Source organism: Pseudomonas sp. HN11 (genome assembly GCF_021390155.1).
In the GTDB taxonomy this organism is placed as follows: Bacteria; Pseudomonadota; Gammaproteobacteria; order Pseudomonadales; family Pseudomonadaceae; genus Aquipseudomonas.
In genome coordinates this window covers 5,248,573-5,264,865 of the sequence record NZ_CP089985.1, presented here as the reverse complement: position 1 = coordinate 5,264,865, position 16,293 = coordinate 5,248,573, and the positions used below count along the sequence as shown (strand labels likewise).

The following is a 16,293-nucleotide window of genomic DNA, read 5'->3' as shown; positions in this document are numbered from 1 at the left end:
GGGGGTTATTGCGCTACGGCTACTTTCGCGTTTCTCATCCGCAACCGGTAGGCAACATAAATAATCCCCACCCACACCGGCATCGCATACACCGACTCGCTGATCCCCGGAATCGCCAGCATTACACTGATGATCATCACCATGAACGCCAGGCACAGGTAGTTGCTGAACGGGAACCAGAAGGTCTTGAACGACGGCGTCAGGCCTTGTTCGCCCATGGCTTTGCGGAACTTGATGTGGGTGATGCTGATCAGCGCCCAGTTGATCATCAGTGAGGCAACCACCAGGGCAAACAGCAGCTCCAGCGCACTCTGCGGCGCCACGTAGTTGACCACCACGCACAGCATCGTCACCAACGCCGAAATCGCCAGGGCGCGGATCGGCACGCCTTGCTTGTTCAGCTTCATCAGCGATTTCGGTGCATCACCTTGCTCGGCCAGGCCGAACAGCATGCGGCTGTTGCAGTACACGCCGCTGTTGTACACCGATAGCGCCGCCGTCAGCACCACGAAATTGAGGATATGCGCGGCGGTGTCGTTACCGATCAGCGAGAAGATCTGCACAAATGGGCTGCCGCTGTAAGCATCACCCGACGCGCCGAGGGTTTGCAGCAGTTGGTCCCACGGGTACAGCGACAGCAGCACTGTCAGGGCGCCGACGTAGAAAATGAGAATCCGGTAGACCACCTGGTTGATCGCTTTCGGGATCACTTTGCGTGGCTCGCTGGCCTCGGCGGCGGTGATGCCCACCAGCTCCAGGCCACCGAACGAGAACATGATGAACGCCATCGACATCAACAGCCCCATGCCGCCATTCGGGAAGAACCCGCCGTGGCTCCACAGGTTGCTGACCGACGCTTGCGGGCCGCCGGTGCCGCTGAACAGCAGGTAGCAGCCGAGCACGATCATGCCGACAATCGCCACCACCTTGATGATCGCAAACCAGAACTCGGCTTCACCAAAGAACTTCACGTTCAGGGTGTTGATCAGGTTCACCGCGACAAAGAACACCAGCGCACTGACCCAGGTCGGGATCTCCGGCCACCAGAACTGGATGTACTTACCCACCGCCGTCAGTTCGGCCATACCCACCAGCACGTAGAGCACCCAGTAGTTCCAGCCCGCCAGGAAGCCTGCGTAGCCGCCCCAGTATTTGTGGGCGAAGTGGCTGAAGGAGCCGGCCACCGGCTCTTCGACGATCATCTCGCCGAGCTGGCGCATGATCAGGAACGCGATGAAACCGGCAATCGCGTAACCCAGGATCATCGATGGCCCCGCCGACTTGAGTACCCCGGCCGAGCCGAGGAACAGCCCCGTGCCGATCGCCCCTCCCAAGGCGATCAGCTGAATATGCCGGTTCTTCAGGCCACGCTTGAGGCCTACCGGGTTAACCATGTCATCCGCCATTAACATTCCCTTCTACTTGTTTTTCTTGAGGGTGAGTGCACGCCGCATCAGCCCCTCAGAAGTGCTGAGGGGTCAGATATTACTCTGCGTGAACTTTTCGTAATACAGCTGAACGCCATCAAGTGCCTGATCCACCAGCCATTGCTGGATGGATTCGACCATTGGAGGGGGGCCGCACAGATACATATCCGCCGAACTGTCCCGCAATTCGGCCAGGTCGAAATGCTCGGTGAGATAGCCGCGCTTGCCGGGCCAATCCTCTGAGGGTGCGCTGAGGACTTCGGTGTAGCGAAAGCCCGGAATTTTCGCGATATAGGCCTGGATGCGCGCCGCTTCGCACAAGTCCTGGGCACCGCGCACGCCGTAGTAGAGGTGCACCGGTTGGTCGCAACCCTTGTCGGCCAGTTCATCGAGCATACCCAGCAAGGCCGATAACCCGGTGCCACCCGCCACCAAGACCAATGGTTGAGTGACGTGGCGCAGGTAGAAGGCGCCGAGTGGCGCTTCCATCAACAGCTCATCACCCACCTGACAGCGCTCGCGCAGGTAATTGCTCATCACTCCATCTGGCAACAGGCGCACCAGGAATTGCAGGTGGTTGCCCGGAAGATTGGCGAAAGAGTACGACCGCCAACTGTCCGTGCCAGGCACCGACAGGCGCGCGTATTGGCCTGGCAGAAAAACCAGCGCCTGATCCAACTGTACCTGCAGGATCGCCGTACTCGTCGACACGTGCTGCACCGCGCTCACCGTACCGCGCACCTGCACCGGGCCCGGCGCATTGCACAGGCTCGAATCAAAGTCGAAATAGAACGTCGCGTCGGACTTCACCCGGGTCTGGCAACTGAGCATCTTGCGCTGTTGCAAGTCGAGGCTGGACAGGGCCTCTTCGTCCACATAGTCCTGGCTGTAATCGCCGGATTCGCAACGGCCCTGGCAGGTGCCGCAGACACCTTCACGGCAATCCAGGGGAATCTTGATGCCGTTGCGCAGTGCCGCATCCAGCAGGATTTCATGGGCGCCCACGGGGAAGAACAGCGTCTTGCCGTCGGCAAAACTGAAGGCCACTTTGTGATTCATCAATTAGATTCCCAGCGCCTAGAGGTGATAGAAGTCCAGCACCGAGTTGATGGTGTCGTTGAGCAGCAGCGCATGCTTGCGGATGATCAACCAGCTGTCGCCGTCAGGCTTGAGGGTGTAAGTGGCGTGGCCGTAAAACTGCTCCGACGTGGCCAGGCGATAGAACAGCGTGTGCCAATTCAGTCGCACCTCCAGAGTGCCATCCGCCTGCTCGGCAACGCGCACGTTATTGATCAGGTGCAAGGTACGCGGCATCGGTGTAGCCGACGCGGCCTTGCCCGTGCGTAAACGGAACACGCGATCTTCCAGGCCCGAGCGGTTGGGGTAATAGATCAACGACATCTCGCGCTTGGGATCACGGGTGTACACGTGTTCCGAGTCCCACTGCGGCAGGTGGAACTCGCTCTGCGGGTCGAACAGCTGCACATAGGCGTCCCAGTCCTGGGCGTCGCACAGCTCGGATTTTCGGTAGAAGAACTGCTCGATCTGGTACTGCAGTTGCGCATTCATCACTTCACCTCCCGCAGTGTCAGCGCTTGGTTGTCCAAGCCCTTGAGCAGGAATTGCTGCCAGTTGCGATGCTGGTTTACGTAAAGGCCTTCATGGGTGAATTCGGTGCCGGTCATGGCCGGCTGGATGCCGATGGCTTCGCTGTTCGGCGTGGGCCCGGTTTCCCAGCGATGACTGCCACGGGAGATATCGCTCCAGCGCTCCAGGCGGCCCTGGAAACCACGCTGGGCTTCGCGAAATTCCACCAGGTCATCTGGCGTGCCCATGCCCGACACGTTGAAGAAGTCCTCGAACTGGCGAATACGGTTTTCGCGGTCGGCGTCGGATTCGCCTTTCACGCCAAGGCACTGGCTGATGATCTCGGTCTTGTTCCACGCCACCGGGCGGATGATGCGCAGTTGCGAGCTGATCTGGTCGAGAAAGAGCAGGCTCGGGTAGATATTCAGGTTGCGCAGGCGATGCATCATCCACTCGGCCTTTGGCTGGCCGTGTTCTTCTACCAGGCGCGGCATGATGGTGGCGTATCCGGAGCGCACGCTGGGGTTGGGCATGTCGCTGAACAACACACTGTGGCCATTGTTGAAGGCGAACCAGCCGTCGTCGGTGTTCGCATCACCTGCGCCAAGCTTGCTGTAGTCCAGGGTGGAGCCTGCACCTGTGCCATTCTCGGTGTTCACCTGCTGGCGATGCTGCACCGTGGCCACGTAGTTGTAGTGAACGGTACTGACGTGATAACCGTCCAGGCCGTTCTCGTTTTGCAGCTTCCAGTTGCCGTCATAGGTATAAGCGGATTTGCCCGGCAGCACCTCCAGCTCACCGGAAGCGGACTGGGCGACCATCATGTCGAAGAACACTTTGGCGTCGCCCAGGAAGTCTTCCAGGCTGTCGGTGCCATTCACGTCCAGGCTGATAAATACGAAGCCCTTGTAGCTTTCGATACGCGCCTTTTTCAGGCCACGTGTGGCCTTGTCGAAACCCTCCGGGTATTCCCCCGGCGCCTTGACCTTCACCAGGCGGCCATCACTCTTGTAGCACCAGGCGTGGAACGGACAGGTGAAGGTGGACTGGTTGCCCTTGCCGACACGGGTAAGCGTGGTGCCGCGATGCTGGCAGGCGTTGATCAGCGCATTGAGTCGGCCTTCGCCATCGCGGGTGATGATCATCGGTTGGCGCCCGGCGCGCATCGTCACAAAGTCGTGGTTATTCGCCAGTTCGCTTTCGTGGCAGGCGTAGATCCAGTTCTTTTCGAAGATCAGCTCCATCTCCAGGTCGAACAGTTCCGGCTCGGTGAACATGTCGCGGGCGATGCGGAACACTTCATCCGCCGGGCGAAAATCCAGGCAACCTTCGATAAATGTTTTCCACTGCTCGACGCTTCTTGCACCACTCATGGGAGGCACCTTTTTTGTTAGGGCTGATCGGTGGCTTATTAAAGGCAGTGAGATTGGGCGTGGGCTATCCAGTTAATAGGGGAAGCTGGGCCGAATAATTGGGGCAGGTGCCGTTCGCCGGCGCAATGCGCTACTGTAATTCAGCAGACGCGCCGCCAGAGCGCGCAACAGCCTAACCGCCGTGGGTGCACCCTGATGAGCAGCCAAACGATTCAACGCTTCGACCTGGAAGGCGCCCGCAGCTGGATGTCCGGCATCTGCGGGCCCCATCGCCTGGCCACCGCCACGCCCGAACGCCTGCGTTTCCATCACAGCGCCAATGTGTTCAAGTCCCGCGCCACCACCTTGGGCGTGATCGAATACGGCACCGATGTGACCATCGACATCGAAGACGCCGAGCACTTCAGCAGCTACAGCCTGAGCCTGCCTTTGATGGGCGAGCAGGAGTTGAGCAAGAACGGTGAGCGCCTGAGTTCCAACCGCGACCAGGGCGTGATCATCTCGCCCAACGAGCATCAGGTGCTGGCGATTTCCGGCGACTGCCGCAAGTTGCAGGTGGTGATCACGCGGGCGGCGATGAGTGAGTCGCTGGAAGGTTTGCTGCAACGACCGATTGATGCGCCGGTGCGCTTTGAGTCGGTGATGGACGCGGTGGAGGGGGCTTCGGCGGCATGGTGGCGCATGGCGCGATATTTCATCGCCGAGCTGGAGCACGGCAGTGAGTTGTATGAGCAGGCTGCTTTTACCCGCGACCTGGAAAGCTCGCTGATCAAGGGCCTGATCCTGGCCCAGCCGAACAATTATTCCGAAGAGCTGCGCGATGTCCTCGGCGTGAAACTGCCGCATTATTTGATCCGTGCGCGCCAGTACATCCACGACAACGCCCGCGAAGCCGTGCACCTGGAAGACCTGGAAGCTGCTGCGGGTGTGTCACGGTTCAAGTTGTTCGATGCGTTTCGCAAATACTTTGCGCTGTCGCCGATGGCCTATTTGAAGAAACATCGGCTTTCTGCGGTACGCCAGGCAATCCTGGAGCATGGCTCCACCCGCACCATCTCCGAGATCGCCTTGGGCTGGGGCTTTACCCATCTGGGGCGGTTCTCGGCAGAGTATCGCAAGCTGTTCGATGAGTCGCCGAGCCAGACCCTGCAGCGCAATGATGCGCGGCGCCTGCGTGGCTAGATCAACTCTTCCACCAGTTGCAGGCAATGACTGAGCCCTGGCGACTGATCATTAACCCGCCGACTCAGAATGATTGGCGACGTCGCCGTGGCCTCCACAACCGGAGTGTAGCCGATGTCCGCGCGGTGCAGCACCTGCACGGAGGCGGGCACCAGCGTCACGCCCATCCCGGCGCCGACCAGGCCGATGGCGGTCTGCAACTCGTTGGTCCACTGCGCCACCTTGAGGCTCAGACCATGGGCATCGAACAGCGCGATCACATGGTCAGCGTAGCTGGGGCGTGGGTTGCCGGGGTAGAGCACAAAGGGCTCGGCCGCCAGTTGGGCGAGGGTAGCGGGCGCATCGAGCAACGGGTGACCGGCGGGCAGTACGGCGACCAGCCGATCCTCCACCAGGACGCGCTGGACGATGGCCGGGTCGTCGATACGAATCCGCCCGAACCCCACGTCGATCCGCCCGGCCTTAAGCGCTTCGACCTGTTGCAAGGTAGTCATCTCCGACAGTCCCAACTCCAGCTCCAGTGCCTCATGGGTGCGCAGTCGTCGAATCAGCTCCGGCAACACGCCGTACAGGGTCGACGGCGCAAAGCCGATACCCAGCCAGGTCTTTTCACCTTGGCCAATGCGTCGCGTGTTGTCGCAGACCTTGTTCAGTTGTTCCAGCAGCACATTGGCGTGCTCATAGAAAAACCGCCCTGCCTCGGTCAGCCGCAGCGGTCGGCCACGTTCCAGCAGGATCACGCCCAATTCCTCCTCCAATTGCTGGATCTGCCGGCTCAACGGCGGCTGGGCGATGTGCAGGCGTTCGGCGGCTCGGGTGAAGTTGAGGGTCTCTCCCAATACCTGGAAGTAGCGCAGGTGACGCAATTCCATGATGGCTCCTATAATACCTTGAGGGTATTGTTCGAGACCCATTCTATATTGGAAGCTTTGAAAAATACGGCACAGAATCGGCTAAAGCCTAAAAAGAACCTAACGGGTATAGCCATGCCGATTTGCGCCATCGAGTCGATCGACACGATCATCGTCGACCTCCCCACCCTTCGCCCGCACAAGCTGGCGATGCATACGATGCAGAACCAGACCCTGGTGATCATCCGCCTGCGCTGCGCCGACGGCGTCGAAGGCATCGGCGAAGCCACCACCATTGGCGGTTTGAGCTACGGCAACGAAAGCCCCGACAGCATCAAGGTCAACATCGACCGCCACTTCGCTCCACTGCTGATCGGCCAGGACGCGAACAATATCAACGCCGCCATGTTGCGTCTGGAGCGCAGTATTCGCGGCAACACCTTTGCCAAGTCCGGTATCGAAAGCGCCTTGCTCGATGCTCTGGGTAAACGCCTGAACCTGCCGGTCAGCGAACTGCTCGGCGGCCGTGTGCGTGACGCCTTGCCGGTGGCCTGGACCTTGGCCAGCGGCAACACCGAAAAGGACATTGCCGAAGCCGAAAAAATGCTCGACCTGCGCCGCCACCGCATTTTCAAATTGAAGATCGGCGCCGGTGAAGTCGCTCATGATCTGGCCCACGTTATTGCGATCAAAAAAGCCCTGGGCGACCGCGCCAGTGTGCGCGTCGACGTCAACCAGGCCTGGGATGAAGCGGTGGCGCTGCGTGCGTGCAAGGTGCTCGGCGACAACGGGATCGACCTGATCGAACAACCGATCTCACGCAACAACCGTGGCGGCATGGCCCGGCTCAATCTATCGAGCCCGGCGCCGATCATGGCGGATGAGTCCATCGAATGCGTCGAGGATGCCTTCAACCTGGCCCGTGAAGGCGCGGCCTCGGTGTTCGCCCTCAAGATCGCCAAGAACGGCGGCCCGCGCGCCGTATTGCGCACCGCCGCGATTGCCGAGGCGGCGGGTATCGGGCTGTATGGCGGCACCATGTTGGAAGGCGGAATCGGCACCCTGGCCTCGGCCCATGCCTTTCTCACGCTGAGCAAACTGGCGTGGGACACCGAACTGTTCGGCCCGTTGCTGCTTACCGAAGACATCCTCACCGAGCCGCCGGTGTACCGCGATTTTCAGCTGCATGTCTCAACCGCGCCGGGCCTGGGCCTGGCCATCGATGAAGAGCGCCTGGCGTTCTTCCGTCGTGACAAACACTAAGAGGCGCCTGCTATGTTGTTCCACGTAAAAATGACCGTGAACCTGCCCCTCGACATGAACCCCGAGCGCGCAGCCAGCCTCAAGGCTGAAGAAAAAGCCTTGGCGCAGCGCCTGCAACAGGAAGGCAAATGGCGCCACCTGTGGCGCATCGCCGGGCACTACGCCAACTACAGCGTGTTCGATGTCGACAGTGTGCAGGCGCTACACGACCTGCTGATGCAACTACCGCTTTTCCCCTACATGGCCATCGAAGTGAACGCCCTGTGCCGTCACCCTTCGTCGATCCATGAGGATGACCGCTAGGCCGGTTTTCACCCTGATAACTACAAGATGAGGAACGCTCCATGTCCATCCGACTGTCCCAGACTGCCCATGCCCAACAGTTTCTCGAAGAAGCCAGCGGTAACCTCAACAATGGTGGTAACCCGCGCACCAAGGCGCTGATCTACCGGATCCTGCGCGACACCGTGAACATCATCGAAGACCTGGAAGTGACCCCGGAAGAGTTCTGGAAGGCGGTCAACTACCTCAACGAGTTGGGCAAGAATCAGGAAGCCGGATTGCTCGCCGCCGGGCTGGGTCTTGAGCATTATCTGGACCTGCTGATGGACGCCGCCGATGAAGAGGCCGGCAAATCCGGTGGCACGCCGCGCACCATCGAAGGCCCGTTGTACGTGGCCGGTGCGCCGCTGTCGAAGTACGAAGCACGGTTGGATGATGGCAAGGACGATGCGGTGCCGCTGTTCATGCGCGGGCAGGTGCGTGACACCGAGGGCAAGCCACTGGCCGGGGCGATTGTGGACGTGTGGCAGGCCAACACCGGTGGCACCTATTCATGGTTCGATCCTACGCAATCGGCGTTCAACCTGCGCCGACGTATCGAGACCGATGCCCAGGGCAATTACCGTTTCCGTAGTATCGTACCGTCGGGCTACGGTTGCCCGCCGACCGGTCCGACCCAGCAACTGCTCGATCAATTGGGGCGCCACGGGCAGCGGCCGGCGCATATCCACTTCTTCATTTCTGCGCCGGGGCATCGGCACCTGACCACCCAGATCAACCTGTCGGATGACCCGTACCTGCATGACGATTTTGCCTATGCGACGCGGGATGAGTTGATAGCCGAGATTCGCTTCAGTGACGATCCGCAGCTGGCGCGCGAGTTTGGCGTGGAAGGGCGGTTTGCTCAGATTGATTTTGACTTTGAGTTGCAGACTGCCGATGCGCCGGTGGAACAAAAGCGCATGCAGCGCGTGCGTGCTTTGGAAGATTAAACGCGGTTAAAAATGTGGGAGCGGGCTTGCTCGTTCCCACAGGGTTTTGTGGTGTTGTCGTTATTTGCGGATGACCAGGTCCAGCACCTCATCGCGATCCTTGATCTTCTGCAACACGATCTCCGAGCGTATATCCATCACCCCCGCCGTGCGGTTCAGGTGGTTCACGATAAAGTCCGAAAAGTGCTTGAGGTTGCGTGCCTGCACCCGCAGCACATAGTTGCTGGCGCCGGTGATCACATAGGCGCTGGCCACCTCCGGCCAGCCCTGCACCTTCTTGATGAACGTCTCGTGCCAATCCTCCACATCCTGGCGTAAGGACAGGTGGACGATGGCCTCCAGCTCGATCCCCAATTGCTCGGCATTCAGCACCGCGCGGTAGCCGCTGATGATGCCCTCGCTCTCCAGCAGCCGCAGACGGCGCAGGCAGGCGGACGGTGACAGCGCGACTTTTTCGGCCAGTTCCTGGTTGCTGATGCGGCCATCCTGTTGCAGGAAATGCAGGAGGCGCAGGTCGGTGGCGTCGAGAATCATGGTTAGAATAAATCCGCGTGTTTTGGGGCTAAATTCGAATTTCCTACAGCTTAATTAGCCTGTTGCTACTCACTTTGCACGAAAATTCTCTAAAAGTTCGTTCATTATTTGGTCCATTCTTACTGATAAAAACCAGGACAGCCCATGACCCCTCGAAGCCATTGCCTAGCCCTCGATGCCCAAGATCCACTGGCACCTTTGCGTAGCCAGTTCGCTTTGCCGCAGGGTGTTATCTACCTCGACGGCAACTCCCTCGGCGCCCGCCCGGTGGCGGCATTGGCGCGGGCGCAGGCGGTGATTGCCGAAGAGTGGGGCAACGGGCTGATCCGCAGTTGGAACTTCGCCGGCTGGGCGGATTTGTCCCAGCGCCTGGGCAATCGCCTGGCACCCTTGATCGGCGCGCGTGATAACGAAGTGGTGATCACCGATACCACCTCCATCAACCTGTTCAAGGTGTTGAGCGCCGCGTTGACCGTGCAGCGTCAACGCCAGCCTCACCGCAAGGTGATTGTCAGCGAGGCGAGCAACTTTCCCACCGACCTGTACATCGCCGAGGGCCTGGCCGAACTGCTGCAACAGGGCTATTCCCTGCGCCTGGTGGACAGCCCGGACGCGTTGCCCCAGGCCATCGACCAGGACGTGGCGGTGGTGATGCTCACCCACGTCAATTACAAGACCGGCTACATGTACGACATGCAGGCGCTGACCGCGCTGAGCCATGAATGTGGCGCGTTGAGCATCTGGGATCTCGCGCACTCGGCCGGCGCGGTGCCCATCGACCTGCATCAGGCCGGTGCCGATTATGCGATCGGCTGCACCTACAAATACCTCAACGGTGGCCCTGGCTCCCAGGCGTTTGTGTGGGTCAACCCGGCGTTGGTGGACGTGGTGCGCCAGCCGTTGTCGGGTTGGTTCGGGCACACCCGGCAGTTCGCCATGGAGTCGACCTACGCACCGAGTGCCGGCATCGCTCGTTATCTGTGCGGTACCCAGCCGATCACTTCACTGGCGATGGTGGAATGCGGCCTGGAGATTTTTGCCCAGACCGATATGGCGAGTTTGCGCAGCAAGTCCCTGGCGTTGACCGACCTGTTTATCGCGTTGGTCGAAGCCCGTTGCGCCGCCCACGACTTGAAGTTGATCACCCCGCGTGAGCACGCCAGGCGCGGTAGCCATGTGAGCTTTGAACATCCTGAGGGTTATGCGGTGATCCAGGCCTTGATCGCCCGTGGAGTGATCGGTGACTACCGTGAACCGCGCATCATGCGGTTTGGTTTCACGCCTTTGTATACCCGCTTTACCGAGGTTTTCGACGCCGTGGAAATCCTCGGCGAAATCCTCGACAACCACACCTGGAACCAGCCGCAATTCAAAGTCCGCAATAGCGTCACCTGAGTAAACGCAGAGCAAAAATGTGGGAGCGGGCTTGCTCGCGAATGCGGTCTATCGGTCACTTATGTGTTGACGGGTACACCGCTTTCTCGAGCAAGCCCGCTCTCACAGGGGACAGTGTTTTAACCAGAAAACAGTGCAATCACAATAATAAAGGGGCCCACCACGTGACCACGCCAGACAACGGCTTTGCAGAGATCACCCACCGCGAACTGGGCCTGCGGCGCCAGCTCACTTCCGGCCAGATGAGCATGATCGCCATCGGCGGCGCCATTGGCACCGGGCTGTTCATGGGCAGTGCCTACGCCATCGGTTATGCCGGGCCCAGCGTGTTGGTGAGCTATGCCATCGGCGCGTTGATCACCTTGCTGTTGATGGGCTGCCTGGCGGAAATGACGGTGGCTCATTCCACCTCGGGCTCTTTCGGTGCGTACGCCGAGTTCTACATCAGCCCGTTGGCCGGGTTTCTGGTGCGCTACGCCTATTGGGCGGCAATTGTGCTGGCGGTGGGTGCCGAGGTTACGGCCGTGGCGATGTACATGAAGTACTGGTTTGCCAACGTGCCGGAATGGGTGTGGATCGTGTCGTTTTCCAGTCTGTTGATCCTGCTCAATGCCATCAGCGTGAAGACCTTTGGCAACTTCGAATACTGGTTTTCCACGATCAAGATCAGCGCCATCGTCGGCTTCATCATCCTTGCGGCGTACGTGGTGTTCGGCTCCGGCAACCCGGAGTACGGCGTGCAGAACTACACGGCCCACGACGGCTTTTTCCCCCAAGGCCTGAGCGGCATGTGGATGGCGGTGATTGTGTCGATCTTCAGTTACTTGAGTGTGGAGATGATCGCGGTGGCCGCCGGTGAAGCTGCCGACCCGGAACAGGCGGTGAGGAAAGCCTTTCGCGCCACCATCGTGCGCCTGGTGGTGTTTTACCTGTTGACCCTGGCGCTGATGTTGGCCATCGTGCCGTGGAATCAGGCCGGGCAAACCCAGAGCCCGTTCGTTACGGTGATGCAGACCATCGGCATTCCCGGCGCCACCGGGGTGATGAACTTCGTGATCCTGATCGCGGCGCTGTCGGCGATGAACAGCCAACTCTACATCACTACCCGCATGATGTTCAGCCTGTCCCGCGCCGGCTTTGCACCCCAGTCCATGGGCGCATTGAGCAAGAGCGGCATTCCGTTGAACGCGTTGCTGCTGTCCAGCTCGGGTATTGCGCTGGCGACGTTGCTGAATGTGGTGTACCCGGAAAGCTCGTTCACCCTGATGATGGCGATCTCGATGTTTGGCGCGATCTTCACCTGGTTCATGATCTTCCTCACCCACCTGTTCTTCCGGCGCTACCGCAAGCGCCACGGTGGGCCGAAATTGTCGTTCCAATTGCGGCTGTTTCCCTACAGCACGCTGCTGGGGCTGGTATTGATGGGGGCGGTGATGATCACTACGTATTTCACCGAGGCATTCAAGATGACGTTGGTGTTTGGCGTGCCGTTCCTGGTGATTCTGTCGGCGGTGTATTACGGGTTCTTCCGCAAGGGCAAGGCCAAAGCGTCGAACAAGGCTTTGGCGTAACCGGGTAGTTGATCGAACGCGCGGGCGCAGAGCAGCAGCTTTCGGCAGGCCCAGTCTTCTTGCAGGGGAAGGGCCTTGAAACGAGGTTCCAGCGGCCATCGGTCGAGTGCAGCCTGGGGAACGATCCCCAGGCCTGCGCCCCCTGATACCATGCGGATCACCCCATCAAAACCCTCGGCGCGGATGCGCGTTTGCAGGCGGAAACCCGCATGCAACGCTTGCTCTTCGAGGTAAACCGTCAAGGCGCTGCTGGCGGTCAGGCCCACAAAGTCATGATGCAGGCTGTCAATAAACCCCCCGTGGGTGAATGGATGATCCAGTGGCGCGATCAGCACCAGCGGATCGTCCCGAAACGGCAATGTCTGCAAACCATGGGTGTCTACAGCATCGGAGATAATCCCAAGGTCCGCCGTGCCCTGGCGCAAGGCCTGGGTGATGCGCAGGCTTGGCAGCTCCTGCAGGTCGATGTCAAGGTTGGGATGCCTGCGCAAAAAGTCCGCCAGCAGTTCCGGCAAGTATTCGCTGAGGGCCGTGGTGTTGCACAGCAGGCGCACTTGGCCTTTGCTGCCGCTGGCGTATTCCGCCAGGTCCTGTTGCAGATGTTCAGCCTGTTGCAGCATCAGCCGGGCGTGGCGGGCCAGTGCTGTACCGGCGGGTGTTGGTGTGACACCTCGACGGTTACGCTCCAGAAATTCGATACCCAGCGAAGCTTCCATCGCGCGGATGCGCGCGCTTGCGGCCGCCAGGGACAAATGGCTGCGCCCGGCGCCGGCGGTGATGTTGCCGGTGTCGAGGATGTGCAGGTACAGGCGCAGGTCGATCAGGTCAAAGTGCATGGCTGGGTTTCTCGGGTGACTGGCTTGCTCGCGAAGGCGGCCTCAGCCTCTCATAAAACAAGAGGCTACCTCAGTATATGGCGAATTTCCGGTACCATCGAAAAGCCTCACACTTGCCCCATGAATACTTTCCTCGCGTTCTACCAAGATATCGGCCCCGCCCTGACCCTGCTGGTGATCGGCACCTTCGTGCTGGCCGGCACCGTCAAGGGCGTGATCGGCCTGGGCTTGCCGACAGTCTCCATGGGCTTGCTCGGCCTGGCTATGTTACCGGCGCAGGCTGCGGCGTTGCTGATCATTCCGTCGATGATCACCAACCTGTGGCAACTGGCGTTCGGCGGTCATCTGAGTGCGTTGCTTAAACGCCTGTGGCCGATGCTACTGCTGATCTTCCTCGGCACAGGGCTTGGGAGCTTGTGGCTGGGCATGAGCGGGGGAAGCTGGGTGGGCCATGCGTTGGGCGGGGCGTTGCTGGTGTATGCGCTGAGCGGATTGTTCCTGCCCACGTTCAAGGTAAAGCCTGAGGCCGAGCGCTGGCTGGGCCCTCTGTGCGGCGTGATTACCGGCATCATCACCTCGGCGACCGGCGTGTTCGTGATTCCTGCTGTGCCCTATCTGCAAGCCCTGGGCTTGAACCGTGATCAGTTGGTGCAGGCGCTGGGGGTATCGTTCACCGTATCGACGCTGGCATTGGCCGCCGCCCTGGCCTGGCGCGGCACCCTTGGTGGCGGTGAGATCAATGCATCGCTGCTGGCGCTGGTGCCGGCATTGCTGGGCATGTGGCTGGGCCAGGCGGTGCGTCAGCGAATCAGTGCGGTGTTGTTCAAGCGCGTATTTTTCGTCGGTATGGCGCTATTGGGCGCTCATCTACTGATCAGTGGTTAAGGGCGCGGCAGTCCAATCTCTCAGTGTAAGCTGCTGCGAACCGATTAAAGAGGACAGCCTGTGAAAGCCCGATCCGATGAGCTACAGATCTTCGTCAGCGTGATTGAATGCGGTTCGATTTCCGCTGCCGCAGAACAGGTCGGTCAGACACCCTCTGCGGTCAGTCGCACCTTGTCACGCCTGGAAGCCAAGCTCGACACCACGCTGATCAACCGCACCACACGGCGCATGGACCTGACCGAGGAGGGCAAATACTTCTTCGAACAGGCCAAGGTGATCCTGACGCAGATGGATGAGCTGGAAGAGCACCTGTCTTCGCGGCACAAGCAACCGGCAGGGCGCCTGCGCATCAATGCGGCGGTGCCGTTCATGCTGCATGGAATCGTGCCGTATATCGCCGAGTTTCGCAGCCTTTACCCGGATATCCAGCTGGAGCTGAACAGCGATGACCTGATCATCGACCTGCTGGAACAGAGCACCGATATTGCCATCCGCATCGGTGCGTTGGCCGACTCCACCCTGCACGCGCGCGCACTCGGCTGTACGCCGCTGCATATCCTTGCCAGCCCCGATTACCTCAAGCAATACGGTACGCCGACCACGGTCGCTGAATTGGCGGACCACACCTTGCTGGGGTTCACCCAGACCGAAACCCTCAACCACTGGCCACTGCGCCATGTGGAGGGCGACCGTTGGCTGATCCAGCCCGGTGTGGCGGCGTCCAGTGGTGAAACCGTGCGCCAGTTGGCGCTGGAAGGGCAGGGTATCTGCTGCTTGTCGAACTTCATGACCATCGCCGACATCGAGGCCGGGCGCCTGGTGCCGGTGCTGGAGGCGTTCAACAGCGGTTATCGCCAGCCGATCCACGCGGTGTTCTACCGAAACTCGCAGTTGGCGTTGCGCATCCAGTGTTTCCTGGACTTCATCCAGGCCAAGCTGGCGCGTTATGCCAGCTGATTCGTGACCCTCGCGCAAGAGTGAATTGGGCAATAGGGGCTTATTCGTCAGGGATAGGCCCTTGATACTGGCCCCATCACTTACCCACCAGGAGCACTCTCCATGAACGTATTCGTAACCGGCGCTGCAGGTTTTATCGGTGGTTCCATCGCAACAGGCCTGGTTAAGGCTGGCCACCATGTTACCGGCCTGGTGCGCAATGCTGAGCAAGCGGCCGAGATGACTGCGCTGGGCATCAACCCAGTGATCGGCACCCTGGATGACGCCGCTGTATTGACCGAACAAGCGCAAAAGTCAGATGCGGTGATCAATGCCGCGAGCAGCGATCATCGTGCCGCTGTGGAAACCCTGCTGGCAGCATTGAAGGGCTCGAACAAGCCATTTCTGCACACCAGCGGTTCAAGCATTGTGGGGGATGCGTCGGGCGGCAAGTCCAGCGATGTCATCTACTTCGAAGACAACCTGCCGGAGCCGACCGTCGATAAGGCCGCTCGCGTCGCCATCGACAACCTGATCCTGGCCGCTGCCAACGAAGGCGTGAATTCGGCGGTGATCTGCAACACCTTGATCTACGGTCACAGCCTGGGCGTGAAGCGTGACAGCGTGCAATTGCCGCGTCTGCTCAAGCAAGCACGCAAGAGTGGCGTGGTACGCCATGTGGGCAGCGGGCAGAACATCTGGTCCAACGTGCACATCGAAGACGTGGTGGCGCTGTATCTGCTGGCACTGACCAAGAATGTGCCGGGCACCTTCTACTTCGTGGAAAGCAGCGAAGCGGCGTTTATCGACATGACCGCCGCCATCGCCGATGCACTGAACTTGGGCAAACCTCAGGATTGGCCATTGGCCGACGCCGAAGCCGAGTGGGGCTATGAAATGGCCAACTACGGCCTGGGCTCCAACAGTCGGGTGCGAGGCAAGCATGCCCGTGAACTGCTGGGCTGGGCGCCGAAGCGCACCTCGGTCGTGGAGTGGATTCGCAACGAGATGGTGTGATGTTCGCTTGATACCGGGGCGCATCCTTTGCGAGCAAGCCCCCTCCCACATTTGACCGAGTTCCAGTTTTGGAATGCAGTCAGTGTGGGAGCGGGCTTGCTCGCGAAAGGGGCAATACGGTCTTCGAGACTAGCCCCATTCCCCTCAATTCCGTACCATTCC

16 protein-coding genes are annotated in these 16,293 nt (G+C 60.1%); 9 read left to right on the top strand and 7 right to left on the bottom strand.

The genetic code is table 11. The features are described 5' to 3' along the window. Positions 1-5: 5 nt before the first annotated feature. From LVW35_RS24145 to antA, 4 genes are all read right to left on the bottom strand, one after another. Positions 6-1,406 (bottom strand): amino acid permease, encoded by a 1,401-nt coding sequence (locus LVW35_RS24145; protein WP_177075111.1) that lies wholly within the window; start codon positions 1,404-1,406, stop codon positions 6-8. 72 nt (positions 1,407-1,478) lie between these two features. Continuing rightward, the gene (gene antC, locus LVW35_RS24140) at positions 1,479-2,486 is read right to left on the bottom strand and encodes an anthranilate 1,2-dioxygenase electron transfer component AntC (RefSeq protein WP_233892337.1); all 1,008 of its coding nucleotides are present in this window, start codon (positions 2,484-2,486) and stop codon (positions 1,479-1,481) included. 18 nt (positions 2,487-2,504) lie between these two features. Further along, positions 2,505-2,996 (bottom strand): anthranilate 1,2-dioxygenase small subunit, encoded by a 492-nt coding sequence (gene antB, locus LVW35_RS24135; RefSeq protein ID WP_233892336.1) that lies wholly within the window; start codon positions 2,994-2,996, stop codon positions 2,505-2,507. Continuing rightward, positions 2,996-4,387, bottom strand: coding sequence for an anthranilate 1,2-dioxygenase large subunit (gene antA, locus LVW35_RS24130; protein ID WP_233892335.1), 1,392 nt, complete (start codon positions 4,385-4,387; stop codon positions 2,996-2,998). The genes antB and antA overlap by 1 nt, the downstream gene beginning before the upstream one ends. A 195-nt stretch (positions 4,388-4,582) precedes the next feature. Between antA and LVW35_RS24125 the strand changes: the two genes are divergently transcribed. Beyond that, positions 4,583-5,569, top strand: coding sequence for an AraC family transcriptional regulator (locus LVW35_RS24125; protein ID WP_233892334.1), 987 nt, complete (start codon positions 4,583-4,585; stop codon positions 5,567-5,569). Here LVW35_RS24125 and LVW35_RS24120 read toward each other — a convergent pair. Next, positions 5,566-6,441, bottom strand: coding sequence for a LysR family transcriptional regulator (locus LVW35_RS24120; protein ID WP_233892333.1), 876 nt, complete (start codon positions 6,439-6,441; stop codon positions 5,566-5,568). The two genes, LVW35_RS24125 and LVW35_RS24120, sit on opposite strands and share 4 nt — an antisense overlap. A 114-nt stretch (positions 6,442-6,555) precedes the next feature. Between LVW35_RS24120 and LVW35_RS24115 the strand changes: the two genes are divergently transcribed. From LVW35_RS24115 to catA, 3 genes are read left to right on the top strand one after another with little or no spacing between them, the layout of a single operon-like run. Then, the gene (locus LVW35_RS24115; RefSeq protein ID WP_233892332.1) at positions 6,556-7,683 is read left to right on the top strand and encodes a muconate cycloisomerase family protein; all 1,128 of its coding nucleotides are present in this window, start codon (positions 6,556-6,558) and stop codon (positions 7,681-7,683) included. Between the two features lie 12 nt (positions 7,684-7,695). Continuing rightward, positions 7,696-7,986, top strand: coding sequence for a muconolactone Delta-isomerase (catC, locus tag LVW35_RS24110; RefSeq protein WP_233892331.1), 291 nt, complete (start codon positions 7,696-7,698; stop codon positions 7,984-7,986). Positions 7,987-8,027: 41 nt separating this feature from the next. Continuing rightward, positions 8,028-8,957 carry a catechol 1,2-dioxygenase gene (gene catA, locus LVW35_RS24105; protein ID WP_233892330.1) on the top strand — a complete coding sequence of 310 codons (930 nt, stop codon included), beginning with the start codon at positions 8,028-8,030 and terminating at the stop codon, positions 8,955-8,957. A 60-nt stretch (positions 8,958-9,017) separates the two neighbouring features. On the opposite strand, the gene LVW35_RS24100 is transcribed toward catA, so the two are convergent. After that, a complete protein-coding gene (locus LVW35_RS24100) occupies positions 9,018-9,491 on the bottom strand; it encodes an Lrp/AsnC family transcriptional regulator (RefSeq protein ID WP_016974903.1) in 474 nt (157 codons plus the stop codon). 144 nt (positions 9,492-9,635) lie between these two features. Between LVW35_RS24100 and kynU the strand changes: the two genes are divergently transcribed. Together kynU and LVW35_RS24090 are read left to right on the top strand one after the other, a co-directional pair. Next, positions 9,636-10,886, top strand: a complete 1,251-nt coding sequence (gene kynU, locus LVW35_RS24095) for a kynureninase (protein ID WP_233892329.1) — start codon at positions 9,636-9,638, stop codon at positions 10,884-10,886. A 164-nt stretch (positions 10,887-11,050) separates the two neighbouring features. Further along, positions 11,051-12,457, top strand: coding sequence for an amino acid permease (locus LVW35_RS24090; RefSeq protein WP_233892328.1), 1,407 nt, complete (start codon positions 11,051-11,053; stop codon positions 12,455-12,457). Here the strand turns inward: LVW35_RS24090 and LVW35_RS24085 are convergent. Next, positions 12,403-13,293, bottom strand: coding sequence for a LysR substrate-binding domain-containing protein (locus LVW35_RS24085; RefSeq protein WP_233892327.1), 891 nt, complete (start codon positions 13,291-13,293; stop codon positions 12,403-12,405). The genes LVW35_RS24090 and LVW35_RS24085 overlap by 55 nt on opposite strands. 120 nt (positions 13,294-13,413) lie before the next feature. On the opposite strand from LVW35_RS24085, the gene LVW35_RS24080 reads away from it, so the two are divergent. From LVW35_RS24080 to LVW35_RS24070, 3 genes are all read left to right on the top strand, one after another. Then, positions 13,414-14,178: a sulfite exporter TauE/SafE family protein gene (locus tag LVW35_RS24080; RefSeq protein ID WP_233892326.1), complete on the top strand. Its 765-nt coding sequence runs from the start codon at positions 13,414-13,416 to the stop codon at positions 14,176-14,178. A 60-nt stretch (positions 14,179-14,238) separates the two neighbouring features. Further along, a complete protein-coding gene (locus tag LVW35_RS24075) occupies positions 14,239-15,135 on the top strand; it encodes a LysR family transcriptional regulator (protein WP_233892325.1) in 897 nt (298 codons plus the stop codon). 102 nt (positions 15,136-15,237) lie between these two features. After that, positions 15,238-16,131 (top strand): NAD-dependent epimerase/dehydratase family protein, encoded by an 894-nt coding sequence (locus tag LVW35_RS24070; protein WP_233892324.1) that lies wholly within the window; start codon positions 15,238-15,240, stop codon positions 16,129-16,131. The last annotated feature ends 162 nt before the right edge of the window (positions 16,132-16,293 follow it).

Coding starts and splice junctions, on each gene's coding strand:
- LVW35_RS24145 (WP_177075111.1), bottom strand. CDS start 1,406: ATGGCGGATGACATGGTTAACCCGGTAGGCCTCAAGCGTGGCCTGAAG.
- antC (WP_233892337.1), bottom strand. CDS start 2,486: ATGAATCACAAAGTGGCCTTCAGTTTTGCCGACGGCAAGACGCTGTTC.
- antB (WP_233892336.1), bottom strand. CDS start 2,996: ATGAATGCGCAACTGCAGTACCAGATCGAGCAGTTCTTCTACCGAAAA.
- antA (WP_233892335.1), bottom strand. CDS start 4,387: ATGAGTGGTGCAAGAAGCGTCGAGCAGTGGAAAACATTTATCGAAGGT.
- LVW35_RS24125 (WP_233892334.1), top strand. CDS start 4,583: ATGAGCAGCCAAACGATTCAACGCTTCGACCTGGAAGGCGCCCGCAGC.
- LVW35_RS24120 (WP_233892333.1), bottom strand. CDS start 6,441: ATGGAATTGCGTCACCTGCGCTACTTCCAGGTATTGGGAGAGACCCTC.
- LVW35_RS24115 (WP_233892332.1), top strand. CDS start 6,556: ATGCCGATTTGCGCCATCGAGTCGATCGACACGATCATCGTCGACCTC.
- catC (WP_233892331.1), top strand. CDS start 7,696: ATGTTGTTCCACGTAAAAATGACCGTGAACCTGCCCCTCGACATGAAC.
- catA (WP_233892330.1), top strand. CDS start 8,028: ATGTCCATCCGACTGTCCCAGACTGCCCATGCCCAACAGTTTCTCGAA.
- LVW35_RS24100 (WP_016974903.1), bottom strand. CDS start 9,491: ATGATTCTCGACGCCACCGACCTGCGCCTCCTGCATTTCCTGCAACAG.
- kynU (WP_233892329.1), top strand. CDS start 9,636: ATGACCCCTCGAAGCCATTGCCTAGCCCTCGATGCCCAAGATCCACTG.
- LVW35_RS24085 (WP_233892327.1), bottom strand. CDS start 13,293: ATGCACTTTGACCTGATCGACCTGCGCCTGTACCTGCACATCCTCGAC.
- LVW35_RS24080 (WP_233892326.1), top strand. CDS start 13,414: ATGAATACTTTCCTCGCGTTCTACCAAGATATCGGCCCCGCCCTGACC.
- LVW35_RS24070 (WP_233892324.1), top strand. CDS start 15,238: ATGAACGTATTCGTAACCGGCGCTGCAGGTTTTATCGGTGGTTCCATC.